Consider the following 20,256-nt stretch of genomic DNA (forward strand, 5'->3'; position numbering starts at 1 on the left):
CGAGGGGCTGAATGAGCATCGAAAAGAAGGTTTGGTGGATTTCCGGTGTCCTGACTTTTGCTCTGGGAGTTCTGTTGTTCAAACTTCTTGTCGCCCTAAACCATTTCGAGGGCGACCCGACGCAACTGCCGGATCAGGCTTCAGTCGATGACTATTTGCAAAAGTTGGGCAATGTGCCCGATTACCAGGTGAAAACTGGCATTTTCATCAAGTCCTTCAGCTTTACCGGCGCCAGCGATGTGCATGTCAGCGGTTATGTCTGGCAGCACTACGAAGACGGCGTTCATGACGCGATCAAGCCGACCAAGAAAGAGGTGGGTTTCATCCTGCCCGAGGCTGTCGACGCCGCGAATGGCGTGATCGAAGAGGCGTATCGCATGGATCAGGACGGTGCGACCCTGATTGGCTGGTATTTTGAACAGACCCTGCGGCAGAGCTTTGACTACACCAGTTACCCTTTCGATCACAAAACAGTCTGGGTTCGGTTCTGGCCCGGTGAGTTTGACGTGAATGTGGCTCTAATCCCTGACTTTACGTCCTATCCTGCCACTGGGTCCAATGACATCTTCGGCATAGATCCTCGCATCGTCATGGGCACGTGGGAGCGTGAGAACACTTACTTTGACTATCGCCTGTCCGATCTGGATACGACGATGGGTATCGGCGAAAACGAATTTCAGACCAACCTGCCCGAGCTGCACTATAACTTCGTTATTAAACGAAATTTCGGGAACGCGTTCATCGTCCACATGGTCCCTCTGATCGTGGTCACGATGCTGTTGTTCGGCGCGGTGATGACCGTGACCCGTCGCCCCGAACTGGTCGAGCGGCATGATTTCAGCACCTCCAGCGTGATTGGTACCTGTTCAGTCCTGTTTTTTGTGATTCTGCTGGCCCATGTGCAATTGCGCGAAGGCTTTGCCGGATCGCCGGTGATCTACATGGAGTCGTTCTTTTTCCTGATGTATTTTCTGTTGCTGGCGGTCTCGATCAACACCTACCTGTTTGCGTCGGAAGCCGTGCCGTCCCTGCGGTTCATCCACTACAGGGACAACCTGTACCCAAAGGCCGCGTTCTGGCCATTTGTTCTGCTGTGTATGGTGGCGATCACGGGCTACAACCTCAGCCTCAAGGCGGGGCCTGAGGATGAGACCGTGATCGAAACCCACAACTAGGCGAGCGGTTGGTACCCCGGTTTTGGCGTGCCAGTGGCCATGTCCAGCGTGTAATCCGCCACAATCCCTGAAGTCCCCTTTTCCCACTCGTCCAGATACTTGGTCGGATGCGCGATCACATAGGTATAGGCGGGCTTTTTCACGCCATCTATCAACACGTTGATCCGCTTGCGGACATAGACATTCTCGGGCGAGTTAGGGCCGTGATAACCTTCAAGCTTGTCCAGCTCTTTCATCCCAGTGGATGAGACGCGATAGACCTCGCCCCGCACTGCCTTGCCGCGGCCCTTCTGATCGACCAGCGTGGCCATTCGATGCAGAAATCCGCAGTTTGGATTGTCGCAGAACGGTTCGTGCGGCACGATCAGGGGCATGCGCTGGCGTGTTATGGCCTCGCCCACGAAATCATCCAGCACTTCAGCATGGGCGTCGTGGTTCGGGAACCCCCTCTTCAACGACCCATATGTGAAGTAGAGGAAAGTCTTTTCCCGATCCTCGATCAGGTCACCTTCGTCCTCTTCCTCCAATTCAGTCAGGGTGTGGGTGTTGGCCCAATCGTCCAGCATCGCCTGTATCTCATCCGAGACCTTGGCGTCCTTGGCGTTTTTGGGGTTCTGCAGGAAGTGAATGCACGCGCTGGCGTCGATGCCATCAGCCCCCAACAGAATTTTCACCATCTCGACCGAGTTGTTCATCACCGCCACATGCAGGCTGGTAAAGCCGTGGTCATTGCTGGCGTTGACGTTGATGCCACGGTCGATCAGCGCCTGCGCGGCCTCAAGGTCGGGCTTACCCAGATCCAGCCCGCTCTCGTTCATCTCACCTTCGCCGCCTGCCGCATAGTGCAGCAGCGTATCACCGTTGCTGTCGTCGACGATGTCGATCCCGGCCATGCTGTTATCGATGGCCTGAAACACCCGATCCCATTGTGCGAACTCGTCCGAGGCGGCGGCCTCTTGCGCCCATTTGCAGATGTTGTGTTCTTGATCGGCCAGTTCCTCGAAGGCTTCGTCCAGAACCTCCATGATTTGATCCGGGGTGGCCATCATACCGATCCCCATCATGCCGTTGGACAGCCGCCCCTTGCGCGGCCCGACCAGATCAATACCTAGATCGCGCAGTTTTTCGACATTGTTCTGGGTGGTGATGTTGTTCCACATATTGGTGTTGCAGGCGGGGCAGAGGATCACCGGTTTGTTCCGGTATTGCCACGCCACAAATACCGAGGTCAGCAAGTTGTCGGCAATCCCGTTAGCGATCTTGCCCATCGTGTTGCAGGTCACCGGCGCCACGATCACGCAATCGGCCCAGTCGCACAGCGCCAGATGCGAGGCGCGCAAGGGCATGCCGAACTCAGTATAACGAAAGTTCCACTCGTCATCGTCACGGTAATAATCGTGATGCGAGATGTAGTCTTCAATTGTTTTGGGTCGGATCGTCCTGACGTTTCCGGATTCCTCCTCTACTTCGATATCGCGAAAGAACTTCTCGGCCGATACAGACGGGATGAGTTTGACGTTATGCCCAGCCTCTTTGATCAGCTTCACCAAATCCGGCACCTTGTCCGCTGCCGAGGATCCGCAGGCGCAAAGCAGCACGTTGCGCTTTTCACTGGGGGCGTCCGTAAGTCCGCCCTTTGGATAGCCAAAGATGTTCTTATCCAGGCTAGGGGATTCATGGCGCAGCAATACCGGCAACCCAGCCTCTTTGACGCGCCGCTGAAAGCTACCATCAAGCACCACATCCTCGATGTCTTTCCGCCTTCCCAGGCATTCACCTTGGAAAAACAGGTAAGGCACCTTTTCCTTGCCGGTCATCATGGTCAGTTGTCGACGCATCTTCATCACATTCGCTCCGTGACCTTCGATGTCGATCAGCCGAGCCGTGGTGATGCCGATATTGCGCAACATACTGCGCAGCATGTAAGACCATGGGTCTTCGTCTGCATAGAACAGCACGATCTCGTTCTTTGCCACGATGCGCGCCACGTCAGTGGGATCTTCGGGCGGTTCCTGTTCCTCGATCACCAGCATGGCGGGGTTCTTGAGGTCGCGCAGACCACGGAAAACGTGCCCGCGCGGGGCCTGCCAGACTTGCGAGGTCGCGGGGCTCATATCCACTACAGTCACCAGATCGGTGTCCTCGTCATACGCGATGCAGAGACACCAGAATTCTTCCAGCAAGGCGGTTTCGCGATACACGTTCTCGGGCGGGCGTATGACTTCAAACCCCAGTACACGGTTGAAGTCGATATTGATCATCAGATGACGATCCTGTTCTGCGTTCAGGCTGTGCAGTTGAGCGCGGAACCAGTCTTCCGGGGATTTGTCGTCTCCGCCTTTGCTTTTGGCATAACTTTGGAAGGTACTGCCCAGATGCACGTCCGGGGATTGGCTGAGATAACGTCGCGCCATAGCGTGCATCTGTTTCGTGGTCGACACCCGGCTGAGCGCATCTGTGAAATCGGTTTGGGTGGCGATCAGCAGCTTGTCTTCATCGACCTGTGCATCCCCAAGGATCGCCAGGCTTTCCGCCAGCACACCCAGCGAGTTCATGTTCGGGCTGGCTCGTCGGAACAGGTTGCGGCGTTTCTTGGGGTCCTTGGCAAGATACAACGTGCTGTCCACATAGTTGCAGTCCTGCTGCAGGGTCTGCAGGTTGGTCTTTACCGCCTCACGCGCCGAGAACCGCAAGATGCCCCGTGACCGCATCGAGGTTCCGTCGCGGTCCGACATCCCGGCCCAGAGCCGGTCGATAGTGGTAACCCAAAGCTTGCCGTATTTCTCGGGGTGCACATCCATCATATGCACCAGCCCGGTGCTGGGATTGCACTTGGCGATGATGGCAAAGTGGCCGCCCGGCATGGTCGGTTTGCCATGGGCCACACCGACCTGAAAATTCGCCACCAGAATGTCGTTATCCCCACCCAGCCGGTTGGATTCGTCGATCGCCTCAAGCAGCAATTCGACCGAGGTCGTGGCCTCATCCATGAAATAGGCCTGAACCTGTACCTTGTCGCGCAGGTCTTGCGAGTGGATAAAAGTGCAGGCGACGTCGTAAAGTTCACCCAGCGAGATACCGTCATTGACCACGAAAGACGTGGGCAAAGCACATTCGCGAAAGATATCGTTGACCTCGCAACTGAACCCCAGCGCCGACATGCTCAGCGCTGCCGCCGTCACACTGCAGCAATTGATGGGTTGCTGAAAGTTTTGCAGATGCACGCTGACCAGATCGCCGAACAGGGTGTCATAGCAGGCCTCGCGGATATCGGTCGGAATTTCCAGCCAACGGTTGCTGGACAGATAAGCCAGCTTGGTGCCGGGTGTGGCCAAAGCTTCGAGGCTGACGGGAATATCAAAGATCTCCAGATGTTCCTCGTAGAAATAATCGCCTGTATCGGCCGTTGCGAGAACTGTCTCGTCCTGCCGCAGATGTACCTCGCCATCCAGAACCACATACATGCCCTGGGATGGCAGGATCGTGTCCTCGGCCACCTCGAAACACTCGAAATGCGGTTGGATTACAGTTGGATCATCGGCGGGCAGAACCTCTTGTATCAATGCCCATTCGGATTCGGTTGGATGATAGGAAATAGTGTTTTCAATCGGGTCTTTAGGCACGTCTGTTCCCCCCCTGAACTAAGCCGTGAATGTCGTCAAAGAACCAATGCTGCGTCTTGTGGCATGTGTCAGGCGTCTGATGGTCAAACAGAAATAAGGGACCGGCCCGACGGATTCTGCACTGGCCGGGCCGACAGAACGCGCACGCTCAGCGCGAACAAATGGGCCCAATAGGACGCACCGTATCGCATTTGGAGACAAAAATCACCGATGTTGTTGATTTGACTATACGAGTTCGGATTGTGGCTTTTGCCACCCGCTTTCTGCCAGCTACATACTGAACAATATGTCGGATTTTACGTCAAAATGACGCATCTTTCCGCGTTTTCGTCAAGAATACCCCTGCGGATCGAACAGCCAACGCCCCATACTTTTCATAAACGAAAGAGGAGGCGCGTTTTGAGCTGGAATATTTGTGTCATAGGGGCAGGCAAGATCGGTCAGATGATCGCCAGCCTGCTGCAAGCATCATCGAACTATTCGGTCACCGTCGCTGATCGCGATTTGGCAGCGCTGTCAGTGCTGAACAAGCAAAGCATTGCGACCCGGCAGATCGACGTGGGGGATGAAGCGCAACTGACCCAGGGACTAAGTGGCTTCGATGCCGTGATCTCGGCTGCTCCGTTCTTTTTGACGCCGAAGATCGCCAAGGCGGCCAAGACCGCAGGCGCGCATTACTTTGACTTGACCGAAGACGTTGCAGCCACCAATGCGGTGCGCGAACTGGCCGAGGACAGCGATACCGCCTTCATGCCGCAATGCGGTCTGGCACCGGGGTTCGTTGGCATTGCTGGCGCGTCGCTGGCGGCCGAATTTGATGAGTTGGACAGCCTGCATATGCGGGTTGGTGCTTTGCCGCTCTATCCGACCAATGCGTTGAAATACAATCTGACCTGGTCGACTGACGGGCTGATCAACGAGTACTGCAATCCCTGCGATGCTATCGTCAACGGCGAGCGCGTGAAAACCGCGCCGTTGGAAGATTACGAAGTGCTGGGCCATGACGGGGTTGAGTACGAATGCTTCAACACGTCCGGCGGGTTGGGCACGCTGCCCGAAACGCTTGAGGGAAAGGCGCGGGCGGTGTCTTATCGGTCGATCCGCTATCCCGGCCATTGCGATATCCTGAAGCTGTTGCTCAAGGATCTGGGGCTGGAGCGCCGCCGCGATCTGTTGAAGGATATTTTCGAAACCGCCCTGCCGCGCACCGATCAGGACGTGGTGCTGGTCTATTGCACCGCCAAGGGCATGATCGACGGCACGCTGCGCGAGAAATCCCTGATCAACAAAAGCTTTGCCCGAACCCTCAACGGCCAGGTCTGGAGCGCCATTCAGGTCACCACCGCCGCAGGCGTTCTGGGCGTGGTCGATCTGATGCGCACCGGGGGGCTGCCCGCAAAAGGGTTTATCCGGCAGGAGCGGGTGAGCTTGCCCGATTTCCTCAACACCGAATTTGGCCGGCTCTATCTCGCCGGTGATGTAACTGAACAGAACAAGGCGGCCTGAGATATGAAAGACATCGTGATGACTGCGCAAACCACCCTGGCAAATCTGGACCTGACCGAGGCCGAACTGACCGGCGGCACGCTCAAGGTGACTTCGCCGATTGACGGCGGCCTGCTGGCCGAAGTGCATGAAACCCCGGTTTCCGAAATAGAGGCCATCTTTGCCCGTTCGAAAGCGGCCTTCCAGGCATGGCGCACTGTGCCTGCACCGCGCCGGGGCGAGTTGATCCGCCTGCTGGGCGAAGAACTGCGCGAAGCTAAGGACGATCTGGGCGCGCTGGTCAGCTGGGAGGCTGGTAAGATCACCTCTGAAGGTCTGGGTGAAGTGCAGGAGATGATCGACATCTGCGACTTTGCCGTCGGTCTCTCGCGCCAGCTCTACGGTCTGACCATTGCATCCGAACGTCCGGGCCACCGGATGATGGAAACCTGGCACCCGGCGGGTCCGGTTGGTGTGATCTCGGCTTTCAACTTCCCCGTTGCTGTCTGGTCGTGGAACGCAGCGCTGGCGCTGGTGTGCGGCGACACTGTGATCTGGAAGCCGTCTGAGAAGACTCCGCTGACAGCGATGGCCTGCCAGAAAATCTTTGAACGCGCACTGGCCCGGTTCGGCGACGCGCCCGAAGGCCTGTTGCAAACCCTGATCGGCGGTGCCGCGCTGGGCGAAGCGCTGGTGGCCAGCGAGGATGTGCCGGTGGTCTCGGCCACGGGTTCTACCCGTATGGGTCGCGCGGTGGCTCCTATTGTGGCGCAGCGGTTTGGCAAATGCATTCTGGAGCTGGGCGGTAATAACGCGATGATCGTTGGCCCTTCGGCCGATCTGGAAATGGCGGTGCGGGCGATTGTTTTCTCGGCCGTGGGTACTGCTGGACAACGCTGCACCACGCTGCGTCGTCTGATCGTCCATAATTCGATCCGTGAAGAGCTGGTGAGCCGTCTGAAAAAGGCTTATTCCGGGCTGCCCATTGGTAACCCACTGGCCGAGGGTACTCTGATCGGTCCGCTGGTGGATGAGGCATCGGGCGCCGCAATGACCGCGGCGTTGAAAGCGGCCGAGGCCGAAGGCGGCACCGTGTTTGGCGGTAACCGCGTGACAGAAAATGTGCCTGCCGGTGTCTACATGGAACCCGCCATCGTCGAAATGCCCGGTCAGAGTGATGTAGTGAAAACCGAAACCTTTGCCCCGATCCTCTATGTCATGGGCTATGACGATTTTGACGATGCCATCGCGATTCAGAATGACGTCCCGCAGGGCCTATCCTCTTGCGTGTTCACCCTGAACATGCGCGAGGCCGAGCAGTTCCTGACCGCAGCCGGGTCGGATTGCGGCATTGCCAACGTCAATATCGGGCCTTCGGGTGCCGAAATCGGTGGTGCATTCGGCGGCGAGAAGGAAACCGGTGGCGGACGTGAAAGCGGTTCGGACGCGTGGAAGGCTTATATGCGGCGTCAGACAAATACCGTGAACTATTCGGCGGAATTGCCACTTGCCCAAGGTGTGAAGTTCGACATCTGATCGAATCTTCCGGCGGCATCAATGGGTGCCGCCGGATCAATCCGCGAATAAGTAATCCAGTCGCATGACGGCCTGCGCCTTGTCATCCGAGACACCCAGAAACTTGGCAACTGTTGCTTCGTTCTGGGCGTGTGTGCTCGTCTCGCGGATACGCAAGTATCCGTCGAACCCCGCGCCCCGGATCAACTCGGATTCATAGGCCAGCGAATTACGCAGGGCTGGTACAAGGCGCGTCACGGTTTCCGTCGGGCTGGTTTCACCGGCCAGACCAACCCGGCGGGCGTGGCCGATCAGATAGTCATCGGAATAGTCGCACTCGATCTCAAGAACGTGGGTTTTGGCCTGATCCGAACAGAAGTCCTGAATGATATCCAAATTGCCCGGGTCCACACAGAGCACCAGCTTGTCGGTCTGGAAATGGTCGAACAACATCCGCACGACCGCGCGCCGGTGGCGAGAGCGTTTGGCCAGAGTTGTTTCGATACCGCCCAGATCGGGCAGCAGGGTGTCTTCTTCGTTGAACAGGTATTCGACACAGCGGATGTCGGTCTCGGACACAATTTGATCGACCAGACGCTTGGCCACGTGCCATTTTTTGCAGGTGATCAGAAAAAGCTCACGTTCAGAGCCCAACGTATTCCCGGCCTCCCAGAATCGTCTTCCAAAGCGGCGGCCGACGCGCCCGCGCCCGGTCAGGAACCCATAAAGGTTGCGCCCTTCATCCGAGATCTGGAAGTCGACCCCTTCGCTGGAATAGAGCTGACCCAGCCGCTCTTTCAACTCATGCGCCTCGGGGCTGATCTTGCGGGCAAACAGGTAATCCTGCCCCAACAGCATGTCATAGTGGTCGTTGTAAAAGGTGACCGGCATCCCGTAATCTGAGAACATCAGGAAGGTCGGCGTGCGGTTTTCAATTTCTTCTTTCGGGATTAGATGGCGGACGAGGGTCTGGAAAAATGTCTCATCTGGAATCCATGTGGTTGAGAAGAAGCGAACCACATCCGGGCGCTTTTGCAGGAAATCGAGGATCATTTCGACCGTGCGACGGCGCAGGCACCACCATTGGCTGCCGATCATGATCTGCAAATCCGCCGGTATCTCGCGCGTCAGGCCAAAGCGTTTCTGCAAGTTGTAGGCGGTATAGAACCGTCTGCTCTGCGTGCGTTCGTTGAAAAAATAGCGATAGATCAGCCGGTCTTCTTTCATGCCGGTCTTGATCCAGTTGCTGGCAAAGAAATCGTGACTTTCAACGAAATCCTTGTCGTTTTCGTCCAGAAACCAATGGATGTATTCGGCGGTTTTGATCGCCATGCAATCGCCGGACAGCATGTAGAAATGGGTGACACGCGGAAATGCATCCACCGCCGCTTGAACCGCATTAAGGGTTGCCTGTACCAATGACCATTCGCCCCAACCGCACTTGATGCGCTTGGCGGCAAAAGCCACATTCGGGTTGTCCCTCAACGCGTTGCGAATGCGGTCATACGCTGCTTTACTGGCGCGCACGTCAAAGTGGATGGCCATGCAGTCGCCTGCAGCCGTCAACTGCTCAGCCTGCGCGATGATCGCATCAGGGTCCTTATGGCACAGTAGAATGTAAGCAATCTTTGCCATATTGCCTTCGCAAAGTTCGTTTCTGCCTGTTTGCACCCTGATACTGAGGATGAGCGATTGAATAAACAGAATATTTTTGGTTCTGTGTGGGCAAAAGCGATTGTGTTTAATGAATTCTGATCCGTTTAGGAGGCGCAGAGAATGGGTTTTCCCGGCACATGGATGACCGAAAGTGAAAGCATGGTTTATCGTGTCGTGCCGAAATGCGCGTGTTCGACCATTGGGCAGATCATGTATTACTCGGACCACGGCCGATTCTTTGATGGAGATATCCATGACGCGAAGGGCGGAATGCATAAATGGGCCTTTGACAGCAGTCAGGGCAAGATTTCGAACAATGTTCAAAATCACACGTCTTATTCATTTACCTGCGTGCGCAACCCGTACACTCGTATCCTAAGCTCATTCTTCGACAAGATTTGCGGTATCCAGCGGAACGGCAGCCGGTATCGCGGCAATCTGGTGCCGACGCTGATCTATAATTACGGGATCGAGGTGGGCGGCGATGACGGCAAGGGTGAGTTTGACCAGGTCGCCAGCTTCCGCCGCTTTCTGTTGTTTGCAAGGGATACAATCCGTTGGCGTCGGCCGATGGACCCGGATATTCATTGGTCAGCCATGTCGGGTCATGTTTCGACCTTCATCGTGAATGGCGGGCGCTACGACCGCATTTTCTGGACCGAGAAATTCAGCGATGGAATGCAGAGGGTGCTGGATAACCTGGACACGCCCCACGCGGTCAGCCTGTCAGAAATTCCACGGTTCAACGAATCCGAAGGGCACGGTCCAAAACGCGCGCATCCGGTCGAGGATTATTTTGACGATCTCTCCATGCATCTGGTCTATGAAATCTACAAACAGGATTTTGAGCTGTTCAGATACGATTTTGAAAACCCCGCGAACAAGATGCCGATAGGCGAGATCGATCTGGATGAGGTTCACGCCAAGCTGGGCGACTGACCTGCGACCAGGTCGGTGCTCCCGCCCATCGTCTACGCCTCTGACGAGACATCTCCTCTGGTTGGGCCCGGTGCCGCGCTTTGCGCAGCACCGGGCCCAAGGACGAACGTAGCATTGGCGCAGCCACTGGTGCGGTTTGTGCGCGGGAGGCTGTCTGAAGCACTTCAGACAGCGATCAATCTCTGTTTCAGGCCGGTGGGATAAAGGTGCGGGCCGTTGGTCGTATCGAGTTCGCTTAGGGCTCGCCATTTGGCTTTGCACATGATGCCATTTTCTTCGGCAAAGGTGATCGTGGTGTCCGGTAGAGCAGATGGATTGGAAAGGGTCGCGTCAGCCGCAAAAATTACCTCGTGCCCCAACTGCCCTTCGTGGCGATAGATGTTTTCCAGAACCAAGGGTGTTTTCGCAATTTGAACGTCGACGCCAAGTTCTTCCTGAAACTCGCGTATCAGCGCGTCCCGCCAAGTTTCACCGAATTCAACTGTACCGCCCAGGGGGCGCACTCCCTTCAGGTTGCCACTATCGTCATAAACGTCAGCAACCAAAAGGCGAGACTCCCGCCACAGCAAGCCAATTGCCTTGACCCGAATTCCTTGATGTGGCCGCCAGATCGTCATCAACTTTCCTTTCGCGCACGCTGTGACCAAAAAGGAAAAGGCCGCGCTGCACAATACAGCGAGGCCTTTGGGAAGGTTATCGGGACCCGGATCAGACCTGACGCACGGCCCCTTTTGCCGCGCTGGTGGTCAGCTTGGCATAAGCCTTGAGCGCGGTTGACACCTTACGCTTGCGGGGCGCGGACGGGACCCAGCCTCTTTCGTCCTGCTCTTTCCGCCGTGTGGCCAGTTCCTCATCAGATACGGCCAGATGGATCGAGCGGTTGGGGATGTCGATTTCGATCTTGTCGCCTGGACATACCAGTCCGATTTCACCGCCCTCGGCGGCTTCGGGTGAGACGTGGCCAATCGACAGGCCCGATGTACCGCCCGAGAACCGGCCGTCGGTCAGCAGGGCGCAGGCTTTGCCCAGACCTTTGGATTTCAGGTAAGAGGTCGGGTACAGCATTTCCTGCATCCCCGGACCACCGCGTGGGCCTTCGTAGCGGATCACCACCACGTCGCCCTCTTTGACCTTACCGGTCAGAATGTCGTTCACCGCCTGATCCTGGCTTTCGCAAACATAGGCCGATCCGGTGAAGGTCAGGCTGTTGGGATCAACGCCAGCGGTTTTCACGATGCAGCCATCGCGGGCGATATTGCCGAACAGTACCGCCAGACCGCCATCCTGACTGAAGGCGTGCTCTTTGGACCGGATCACGCCGCCCTCGCGGTCGGTATCCAGTTCTTTGTACCGGTTCGACTGACTGAAGGCCTGCGTGGTGCGCACTCCGCCGGGGGCGGCTTTGAACAGGTCCTGCGCCTTGGGGTTGTTGGCGACCTTGATATCCCAGTTGGCAATCGCTTCGCCCATGGTACCTGAGTGGACGGTGCCGCAATCCTCGTGCAGCAATCCGGCACGGCTGAGCTCGCCAAGGATCGAGAAGATGCCACCGGCGCGGTGGACGTCCTCCATATGCACATTCTCGGTGTTGGGTGCGACCTTGCACAGGCAGGGGACATTGCGGCTGAGTTTGTCCATGTCTGACATGGTGAAATCAACTTCGCCTTCATGTGCAATAGCCAGCAGGTGCAGAACGGTATTCGTCGACCCGCCCATGGCGATATCAAGGCTCATCGCGTTCTCGAACGCATCGAAGGTTGCGATCTCGCGCGGCAGGAAGCCTTTTTCGTTCAGATCGTAATGGCGCTTGGTGATCTCAACGATGCGGCGACCGGCCTCAAGGAACAGGTCTTTGCGGTCGGCATGGGTGGCCAGAGTCGAGCCATTGCCCGGCAGTGCCAGACCCAACGCCTCAGCCAGGCAGTTCATCGAGTTGGCGGTGAACATGCCCGAGCAGGACCCGCAGGTGGGGCAGGCATTTTCCTCGATATGCTGCACCTGTTCATCGGTGTACTTGTCATCTGCCGCGGCAACCATCGCGTCGACAAGGTCGATTTTTTTGACGTCCAGATCGGCGATATCGATCTTGCCGGCCTCCATCGGACCGCCCGAGACGAAGATCGCCGGAATGTTCAGGCGCATCGCGGCCATCAGCATACCCGGCGTGATCTTGTCACAGTTTGAGATGCAGACCATCGCGTCAGCACAGTGCGCGTTGACCATGTATTCCACCGAATCCGCGATCACTTCGCGCGAGGGCAGCGAATACAGCATCCCGTCATGGCCCATGGCGATGCCGTCATCCACCGCGATGGTGTTGAATTCCTTGGCGACACCGCCCGCAGCCTCGACCTCACGCGCGACCATCTGGCCCAGATCCTTCAGATGGACGTGGCCGGGAACGAACTGGGTGAACGAGTTGACGATGGCGATAATCGGTTTGCCGAAATCGTCATCCTGCATACCGGTGGCGCGCCACAGGCCGCGGGCACCGGCCATGTTGCGGCCATGGGTTGAGGTTCTGGATCGGTACATTGGCATGATGCTGTTTCCCTTTTGCCCCGGTTGCGATATGCGGGATATGTGCGTTATAGCGCACGTACCACATGTGCGCTATAACGCACAAGAGGATTCGAAAGACGATCAGATGGCACCGAATGATATTACACTGAAACTGCGGGATGTGCGGGCGGCCTCGGGGCTGAGTCTGTCGAAGGTGGCCGAGATGACCGGCGTTAGCAAAGCCATGCTAGGCCAGATCGAGCGTGGCGAATCCAGCCCGACCATCGCGACGCTGTGGAAGATTGCCAAGGGCTTTCAACTGCCCCTTAGCGCGCTGATCGGAACGGCGGCGTTGCGCGATACGGCCGCACCGGACGTGTTTCGCACCGTGACCTTTCCCGGCAGCATCGAGGTCAAGATCGTCTTTCCATTTGACCCCGCCTTGCGGGCCGAGACATTTCACGTTGATCTTGCGCCGAACCAAAGTCACGAATCCGCCGCCCACGCGACGGGTGTGACAGAAGAAGTTTTCGTTCTGAATGGTGCGCTTGAGATTTTGCGGGATGGTGAATGGGTGGCGCTTGAGGCCGGACAGGGCTTGCGGTTTGTGGCGGACCTGCCGCACGGTTACCGTGCAGGCGATCAGGGTGCCGCGTTTTTGAACATGCACCACTATGCGCAATTGGATGCGCTGGCCGCGATCGGTTGAAATCTGACCCCCACAACAAAGGTAAGACATGAGCGCTTTTCTGGAAACACTGACACTGGCGGATGCGATTGGCTCGTTCGGTGCTTTGGTCGTTGTTGGTGCGTATTTTGCCACCCAGATGCGGATGATGAATTCGGACGATCTGGTGTTCCCGGTGCTGAACCTGGCGGGGTCGATTCTGATCGTCTATTCGCTGCTGCAGAATTTCAATCTGGCGTCGATGTTGATCGAATCCTTCTGGATTCTGATCAGCATGATCGGGATCGTTCAGTTTTTCCGGCTTAGGCGCGCGCGTTAGGCGGGCAAGGCCCCATCCAGCCTTGAACCCCAATGCCAGCGCGTATAGGGAAAACTCAAGCTCGCTTACGGGAGGCTTTGATGCAGGACGATTCGAAAACCCTTGTTTCAACCGAATGGCTTGCCGCCCATCTCAAGGATCCGGATTTACGGGTTCTGGACGGGTCGTGGTATCTGCCGCAACAGGGGCGGGACGCCAAAGTGGAATATGACGCCGCCCACATTCCCGGTGCACGGTTTTTCGATATAGATGATATTTCTGATCAGCGTTCGGACCTGCCGCATATGGCACCGCCGGTCGAAAAATTCATGTCGCGCCTGCGGGCGATGGGCGTTGGCGATGGTCATCAGGTGGTGGTCTATGACGGTGCCGGACTGATGTCGGCCGCGCGGGTCTGGTGGCTGTTCCGTCTGATGGGTCAGGAAAACATTGCTGTACTGGATGGTGGGTTGCCGAAATGGCTGGCCGAGGGCCGCGAAATCGAAGACTTGCCGCCGATCATTCGGGATCGCCACATGACGGTACGTGTGCAGAACCATCTGGTGCGGGATGTGACGCAGGTTTCGGCCGCTGCCAAACTTGCCGATCATGAGATCATCGATGCCCGGTCCGCCGCCCGCTTTGCCGGAACTGCGGCTGAGCCGCGCGAAGGCCTGCGGTCAGGCCATATTCCGGGGTCGCGTAATGTGCCCTTTGATCAATTGCTGAACAAGAACGGCACGATGAAATCGCCGGACGATTGCCGCGCCGTGTTCGAGGGCGCAGGCGTGGACTTGTCGAAACCCGCGATCACATCCTGCGGGTCGGGCGTGACCGCCGCCATCCTCAGCCTGGCGTTGGAACGCTTGGGCAAGAAAGATCACTCGCTTTATGACGGCTCCTGGGCTGAATGGGGTGCCTTCCCGACCCTGCCCGTCGCAACCGGAGAGAACTGATGTTCGAGAACCTCAAACCGCAGCCTGCCGACAAGATTTTGGCACTGGTGCAGATGTACCGCGAAGACCCGCGCGATCAAAAGATCGACCTGGGCGTTGGTGTCTACAAGAATGCCGACGGGGTCACCCCGGTGATGCGCGCTGTGAAAGCTGCCGAAAAGCGCATTCTGGAAGAGCAGGAAAGCAAGGCCTATACCGGTCTGGCCGGTGATCCGGCCTATGCGGATGCGATGATCGGTCTGATTCTGGGTACATCCGTGCCGCGCGGCAATATCGCTGCCGTGGCCACTCCGGGCGGTACCGGTGCCTGCCGTCAGGCGTTCGAATTGATCCGCATGGCCAACCCATCGGCGCGCGTTTTCGTGTCGAACCCGACCTGGCCGAACCACCTGTCGATCCTGAACTATCTTGGGATGGAGATGGTTCCCTATCGTTACTTCGACGGCGAAACGCGCGGTGTCGATTTCGACGGCATGATGGAAGACCTCAAGGCCGCCAAGGCGGGCGACGTGGTGCTTCTGCATGGCTGCTGCCACAACCCGACCGGTGCCAACCTGAACATGGTGCAGTGGCAAGAGGTTGTGAACCTGATCAACGAACGTGGTCTGGTCGCGATGATCGACATTGCCTATCAGGGCTTTGGCGATGGCCTGGAGGCGGACGCGCAGGCGGCCCGCTTGGTGGCATCTTCGGTCAAGGAATGTCTGATCGCGGCGTCGTGCTCGAAGAATTTCGGCATCTACCGCGAACGTACTGGCCTGTTGATGGCGATTAGTGACGATGCGGCGCAGACAGCTCTGAATCAGGCGACTTTGGCGTTTCTGAACCGCCAGAACTATTCCTTCCCACCGGATCACGGCGCGCGCGTGGTGACCACGATCTTGAATGATGATGCCCTGCGCGCTGACTGGGCCACCGAGCTGGAAGATGTGCGCCTGTCCATGCTGGGCCTGCGTCAGCAGCTTTCGGATGAATTGCAACGGCTCAGCGGCTCTGACCGCTTCGGTTTCATTGCCCAGCACCGCGGCATGTTCTCGCGCCTGGGCGCGGCTCCGGAACTGGTCGAGAAACTGCGCGACGTTCACGGTATCTACATGGTCGGCGACAGCCGCCTGAACATCGCCGGTCTAAACGCGACCACCGTGCCAATTCTGGCCAAGGCGATTGTCGACGTCGGTGTTTGAAAACCGACAGCTTTAGTCAAAGAAAACCCGGGCGCGAACGCCCGGGTTTTTTGTTTCGCGAGCGTTTAACTCTTAACCTTTAGAGAACTCGGGATACGCTTCCATACCCAGTTCTGCCATGTCGAGACCGTTGATCTCGTCCTCTTCACTGACGCGAATGCCGACGGTGGCTTTCAGGATCATCCACAGGACCAGAGCTCCGACAAAAGTGAACACACCGTAGGCAATGATACCGGTCAATTGCATGATCAGGTTTGCTTCGCCGTAGAAGATGACGGCGATGGTGCCCCAGATACCGCAGAACAGGTGAACCGGGATCGCACCGACCACGTCGTCAATCTTGAACTTGTCCAGCATCGGAACCGCAAAGACCACGATGATACCGCCCACGGCACCGATCCACAGGGCGCCGAACAGGGTCGGGGCCAAAGGTTCGGCGGTGATCGACACCAGACCGGCCAGTGCGCCGTTCAGCACCATGGTCAGGTCAGGCTTTTTGTACAGAAGCTGGGTCATGATCAGCGCCGCGACAGCGCCCGAAGCGGCGGCCATGTTGGTGTTGGCAAAGATGCGCGACACGTCAGAGACATCCCCCACAGTGCCCATCGCCAGTTGTGAACCGCCGTTGAAGCCGAACCAACCCAGCCACAGGATGAACGTCCCCAGGGTTGCCAGCGCCAGGTTCGAGCCCGGGATCGGGTGGACCTTGCCGTCTTTGTTATACTTGCCGATGCGCGGGCCCAGGATGATGGCACCAGCCAGCGCCGCCCAGCCACCAACCGAATGCACCACGGTCGATCCAGCGAAGTCCGAGAAACCGGCCTCGGACAACCAGCCGCCGCCCCACTGCCACGACCCGGTGATCGGGTACATGATGCCGGTCAGCACGACGACAAAGGCCAGGAAGGGCCACAGCTTGATGCGTTCAGCCACAGCGCCCGAGACGATCGATGCAGTCGCGGCCACAAAGACCAGCTGGAAAAAGAAGTCCGACCCGATCGAGGCATAGTCCAGCGCCGCCGCATCAGCGCCGACACCGACTGGATCAAGCTTGGTGGTCGAAAAAAACGGACCTAGCCAACCGGTGATGGACCAGCCATCGCCCGGATACATCAGATTGAAGCCGATCAGCCAGTACATGATTGCAGCGATGGAAAACAGCGCCACGTTTTTGATCATCTGCATGGCCACGTTCTTGGAACGCACAAGGCCACCTTCGAGCATGGCAAAACCGGCAGCCATGAAGAAGACCAGGAAGCCGCCCATCAGGAACAGCAGGGTGGTGAGGATATACTGGGTGTGCAGCGCGGCTTCGCCACTGGCTGCCTCTTGCGCAAGGCCGATCTGCGGCAGCGCGATGATCGCGGCGGCGGGGATGAGGGGTTTCATCAGGTTCATAGTCAGTCCTCGAATATTGTGAATGGGGACGCTCAAAGCGCCTCTTCGTTCATTTCCCCGGTCCGCACGCGCAGGGCCTGCTCGACATCGAGGACAAAAATCTTGCCATCTCCGATCTTGCCGGTTCGGGCGGTTTTGGTGATGGTTTCGACGATCTGGTCGGCCATCGTGGCAGGCACCACGATCTCCAGCTTGATCTTGGGCACGAAATTCACGGCGTATTCGGCACCGCGATAGATTTCCGTGTGGCCGGACTGAGAGCCAAATCCCTTGATCTCGGTCACCATCATGCCTTGAAGGCCTGAGTCGGTCAGTGCCTCGCGCACCTCTTCAAGCTTGAACGGCTTGATTGTCGCAATAATCAGTTTCACGTTGGTCCCCTCTGCGGTCCGGTTTGTTTGCACCTGCAGAAAAAGAGCGTGACTGACCGCAGTAAGGAACGGTTAGGGGGCACGACGCCGGGTGAATGCGCGGAGAAGTGCACAATTTTTGCACAAAAAATGACAATTGAGTAAGAAATGGGCGTACTAAAGAGAGTGAATGCCGGAATTTCAGACCTCTACTTCACCGGCGTGGCATTGTAATGTGCCTCAAAACGATAACCGGGCAGAGTTTGAGCATGACTGAGTCCAGGCGCCGAAAGGCACCGCTTGTCGCGGACAAAAGATACCCGTCGAAAAGGCGTAAGCCGACGGCGACCAAGCGTGCTGCGAAACCCGCTGGCAAGAAGGCGGTCGCGCGCAAAACGACGACTCGCAAGACCACGCGAAAGAAGACGCGCCGGAAATCCGGCGGCGGTGGCGGAGGTATTTTCCGCCGTTTCTTCCGCTGGGTCTGGCGGCTGATCTGGGGTGTGACCTGGCGCGTAGGTGCGGTGGCTGCGATGTTGCTGGCGCTGGCTGTCGGGGTTGTCTACACCACATTGCCCGATGTGAACGAGTTGCTGGATGGTAGGGCGCGGGGATCGGTCACACTGTTGGACCGTGATGGCAAGGTCTTTGCCTGGCGCGGGGATCAGTTCGGCGGGGTGATCACTGCGGGTACCGTTTCGCCCCACCTCAAGAACGCCGTCGTCGCCACCGAAGACAGGCGGTTCTATCGCCATTTCGGCGTCAGCCCCAGGGGTGTGGCCAGCGCTGTGCGTATCAACCTGAGCGAGGGGCGTGGGCCGCTGTCAGGTCATGGCGGTTCGACCATCACGCAGCAGACCGCCAAGCTGTTGTGCCTGGGTGTGCCGTATGTGCCCAGCGAGTGGGAGTCCGAGGCCGCATATGAATCCGACTGCCGCCAGGGCTCGTTGTGGCGTAAGGGCAAGGAAGCGGTTTATGCGATCGCGATGGAGGTCAAATATTCTAAGGATGAGATTCTGACCATCTATCTCAACCGGGCTTTCCTAGGTGCCGGTGCCCGCGGATTCGAAGCCGCAAGCCAGCGTTATTTCGGCATCTCGGCGGCCGAGGTGAACCCCGCGCAGGCGGCGATGCTGGCCGGTCTGCTGGTGGCACCCACACGTTATGCACCGACGAACAACCTGCAACGCTCGCAAGACCGGGCGCGGCTGGTGCTTGGGCTGATGGAGGCGCAGGACTACCTGACAACCGCACAGGCCAGCAGTGCCCGCAGCAATCCGGCACAACTGTCCGAGGCCGCTGCGGCGCGGGCTGGCGGGTATTTCGCCGATTGGGTCATCACCGAGCTGCCCAGTTATTTCGGGGCTGACACCACGGATGATGTGGTGATCAAAACGACGTTGGACCAGCGCCTGCAGAAATCGGCGGAAGAGGCGCTGAAATACATCTTTCAGGAAAAAGTTCGCGAAGGGTCCGAGGCGCAGGCCGCAATTGTGGTGATGTCGGCGGATGGGGCCGTACGGGCCATGGTCGGCGGTCGCCAGACGCGGGTGTCCGGTGCGTTCAACCGGGCCACGCAGGCATTGCGTCAGACTGGTTCGTCCTTCAAGCCGTTTGTCTATGCCACCGCGCTGGAACTGGGCTATTCGCCGCTGGATACGGTTGTGGATGAGCCCTATTGCGTCAACATTCCCGGCTCAGGAGAGTGGTGTCCCAAGAACTACACTCACAAATTCTATGGCCGGGTGACGCTGGCGGATGCACTGAAAAACTCTCTGAACATTCCGGCGGTGAAAGTGGCCGAGATTTCTGGCTTGGACAATGTCCGCACGGTCGCCAGCGAGTTCGGTATCGAAAGCGATTTGGCGCAGGGTCCGGCCCTGGCGCTGGGCGCATCAGAAAGCACATTGATCGAGATGACCGGGGCCTATGCCGGTATTCTCAATGGTGGCTCGGCTGTGGAACCCTATGGTCTGTCCGAGCTGAAGCTGCTGGAAGATGATGCGCCCGTAATGGTCACAAGCTCGGGCATTGGAGAGCGGGTGATCAACGACAAGGCCGCCAAGCAGCTGACCTGGATGATGGAGCGTGTGGTGTCCGAAGGGACCGGCGCACGGGCGCAGTTGCCGGGATGGCAGGTGGCGGGCAAAACAGGCACGACGCAGGCCGCGCGGGATGCGTGGTTCATCGGGTTCACCGCTGACTATGTGGCGGGTGTCTGGATGGGCTATGACGACAACACGCCCTTATCCGGTGTGACCGGTGGCGGGCTGCCCGCTGAAATCTGGAAAGAAACCATGCTGCGCGTGACCGAAGGTATGACCCCCACGCCGCTGCCCATGTTGGCCCCTGACCCTCCGGTAAAAACGGCGCAGCCGCAGCGGCAGCGTCGCCAGGGGCGTGCCTTTGAAGACGCGATCAACAATCTGTTCAAAAACATCTTCGGCAACTGAGACGCCAACAAAAAAGGCGGTGCACGGGGCACCG

General features: G+C 57.8%; 15 protein-coding genes. 9 read left to right on the plus strand and 6 right to left on the minus strand.

The window, feature by feature from the left end; all coding sequences use genetic code 11:
• Nucleotides 1–11: 11 nt before the first annotated feature.
• Entirely contained in the window at nucleotides 12–1,175 is a 1,164-nt protein-coding gene (locus RUE5091_RS11625) for a hypothetical protein (protein WP_058282096.1), read from the plus strand.
• Here the strand turns inward: RUE5091_RS11625 and RUE5091_RS11630 are convergent.
• Nucleotides 1,172–4,798, minus strand: coding sequence for a flavoprotein (locus tag RUE5091_RS11630; RefSeq protein ID WP_058282097.1), 3,627 nt, complete (start codon nucleotides 4,796–4,798; stop codon nucleotides 1,172–1,174). The two genes, RUE5091_RS11625 and RUE5091_RS11630, sit on opposite strands and share 4 nt — an antisense overlap.
• A 399-nt stretch (nucleotides 4,799–5,197) precedes the next feature.
• On the opposite strand from RUE5091_RS11630, the gene RUE5091_RS11635 reads away from it, so the two are divergent.
• Together RUE5091_RS11635 and amaB are read left to right on the plus strand one after the other, a co-directional pair.
• Nucleotides 5,198–6,304 carry a saccharopine dehydrogenase family protein gene (locus tag RUE5091_RS11635; RefSeq protein WP_058282098.1) on the plus strand — a complete coding sequence of 369 codons (1,107 nt, stop codon included), beginning with the start codon at nucleotides 5,198–5,200 and terminating at the stop codon, nucleotides 6,302–6,304.
• 3 nt (nucleotides 6,305–6,307) lie between these two features.
• The gene (gene amaB, locus RUE5091_RS11640; RefSeq protein ID WP_082643638.1) at nucleotides 6,308–7,819 is read left to right on the plus strand and encodes an L-piperidine-6-carboxylate dehydrogenase; all 1,512 of its coding nucleotides are present in this window, start codon (nucleotides 6,308–6,310) and stop codon (nucleotides 7,817–7,819) included.
• 36 nt (nucleotides 7,820–7,855) lie between these two features.
• Here the strand turns inward: amaB and RUE5091_RS11645 are convergent, their stop codons facing one another.
• A complete protein-coding gene (locus RUE5091_RS11645; protein WP_058282099.1) occupies nucleotides 7,856–9,433 on the minus strand; it encodes a DUF5928 domain-containing protein in 1,578 nt (525 codons plus the stop codon).
• 141 nt (nucleotides 9,434–9,574) lie between these two features.
• Between RUE5091_RS11645 and RUE5091_RS11650 the strand changes: the two genes are divergently transcribed.
• A complete protein-coding gene (locus tag RUE5091_RS11650) occupies nucleotides 9,575–10,393 on the plus strand; it encodes a sulfotransferase family protein (RefSeq protein ID WP_058282100.1) in 819 nt (272 codons plus the stop codon).
• 164 nt (nucleotides 10,394–10,557) lie between these two features.
• Here RUE5091_RS11650 and RUE5091_RS11655 read toward each other — a convergent pair whose 3' ends face one another.
• A complete protein-coding gene (locus tag RUE5091_RS11655) occupies nucleotides 10,558–11,010 on the minus strand; it encodes an NUDIX hydrolase (protein WP_058282101.1) in 453 nt (150 codons plus the stop codon).
• A 91-nt stretch (nucleotides 11,011–11,101) separates the two neighbouring features.
• Nucleotides 11,102–12,934: a dihydroxy-acid dehydratase gene (ilvD, locus tag RUE5091_RS11660; protein ID WP_058282102.1), complete on the minus strand. Its 1,833-nt coding sequence runs from the start codon at nucleotides 12,932–12,934 to the stop codon at nucleotides 11,102–11,104.
• Between the two features lie 106 nt (nucleotides 12,935–13,040).
• Here ilvD and RUE5091_RS11665 point away from each other — a divergent pair, with 106 nt between their 5' ends.
• From RUE5091_RS11665 to RUE5091_RS11680, 4 genes are all read left to right on the plus strand, one after another.
• Entirely contained in the window at nucleotides 13,041–13,604 is a 564-nt protein-coding gene (locus RUE5091_RS11665) for a helix-turn-helix domain-containing protein (RefSeq protein WP_058282311.1), read from the plus strand.
• A 28-nt stretch (nucleotides 13,605–13,632) separates the two neighbouring features.
• Complete coding sequence (locus tag RUE5091_RS11670) at nucleotides 13,633–13,902, plus strand: CBU_0592 family membrane protein (RefSeq protein ID WP_058282103.1); 270 nt, start codon at nucleotides 13,633–13,635, stop codon at nucleotides 13,900–13,902.
• Nucleotides 13,903–13,982: 80 nt separating this feature from the next.
• Nucleotides 13,983–14,837, plus strand: a complete 855-nt coding sequence (gene sseA / locus RUE5091_RS11675) for a 3-mercaptopyruvate sulfurtransferase (RefSeq protein WP_058282104.1) — start codon at nucleotides 13,983–13,985, stop codon at nucleotides 14,835–14,837.
• Nucleotides 14,837–16,021, plus strand: a complete 1,185-nt coding sequence (locus RUE5091_RS11680; RefSeq protein WP_058282105.1) for an amino acid aminotransferase — start codon at nucleotides 14,837–14,839, stop codon at nucleotides 16,019–16,021. Before sseA ends, RUE5091_RS11680 begins: the two co-directional genes overlap by 1 nt.
• Before the next feature lie 72 nt (nucleotides 16,022–16,093).
• On the opposite strand, the gene RUE5091_RS11685 is transcribed toward RUE5091_RS11680, so the two are convergent.
• Together RUE5091_RS11685 and RUE5091_RS11690 are read right to left on the minus strand one after the other, a co-directional pair.
• Complete coding sequence (locus RUE5091_RS11685) at nucleotides 16,094–17,419, minus strand: ammonium transporter AmtB (protein WP_058282106.1); 1,326 nt, start codon at nucleotides 17,417–17,419, stop codon at nucleotides 16,094–16,096.
• A 32-nt stretch (nucleotides 17,420–17,451) separates the two neighbouring features.
• Nucleotides 17,452–17,790 carry a P-II family nitrogen regulator gene (locus RUE5091_RS11690; RefSeq protein WP_058282312.1) on the minus strand — a complete coding sequence of 113 codons (339 nt, stop codon included), beginning with the start codon at nucleotides 17,788–17,790 and terminating at the stop codon, nucleotides 17,452–17,454.
• 248 nt (nucleotides 17,791–18,038) lie between these two features.
• On the opposite strand from RUE5091_RS11690, the gene RUE5091_RS11695 reads away from it, so the two are divergent.
• Nucleotides 18,039–20,222: a transglycosylase domain-containing protein gene (locus RUE5091_RS11695; protein WP_058282107.1), complete on the plus strand. Its 2,184-nt coding sequence runs from the start codon at nucleotides 18,039–18,041 to the stop codon at nucleotides 20,220–20,222.
• Nucleotides 20,223–20,256: the final 34 nt, after the last annotated feature.

The sequence above is a fragment of the Ruegeria denitrificans genome (genome assembly GCF_001458295.1).
Lineage (GTDB): Bacteria > Pseudomonadota > Alphaproteobacteria > Rhodobacterales > Rhodobacteraceae > Ruegeria > Ruegeria denitrificans.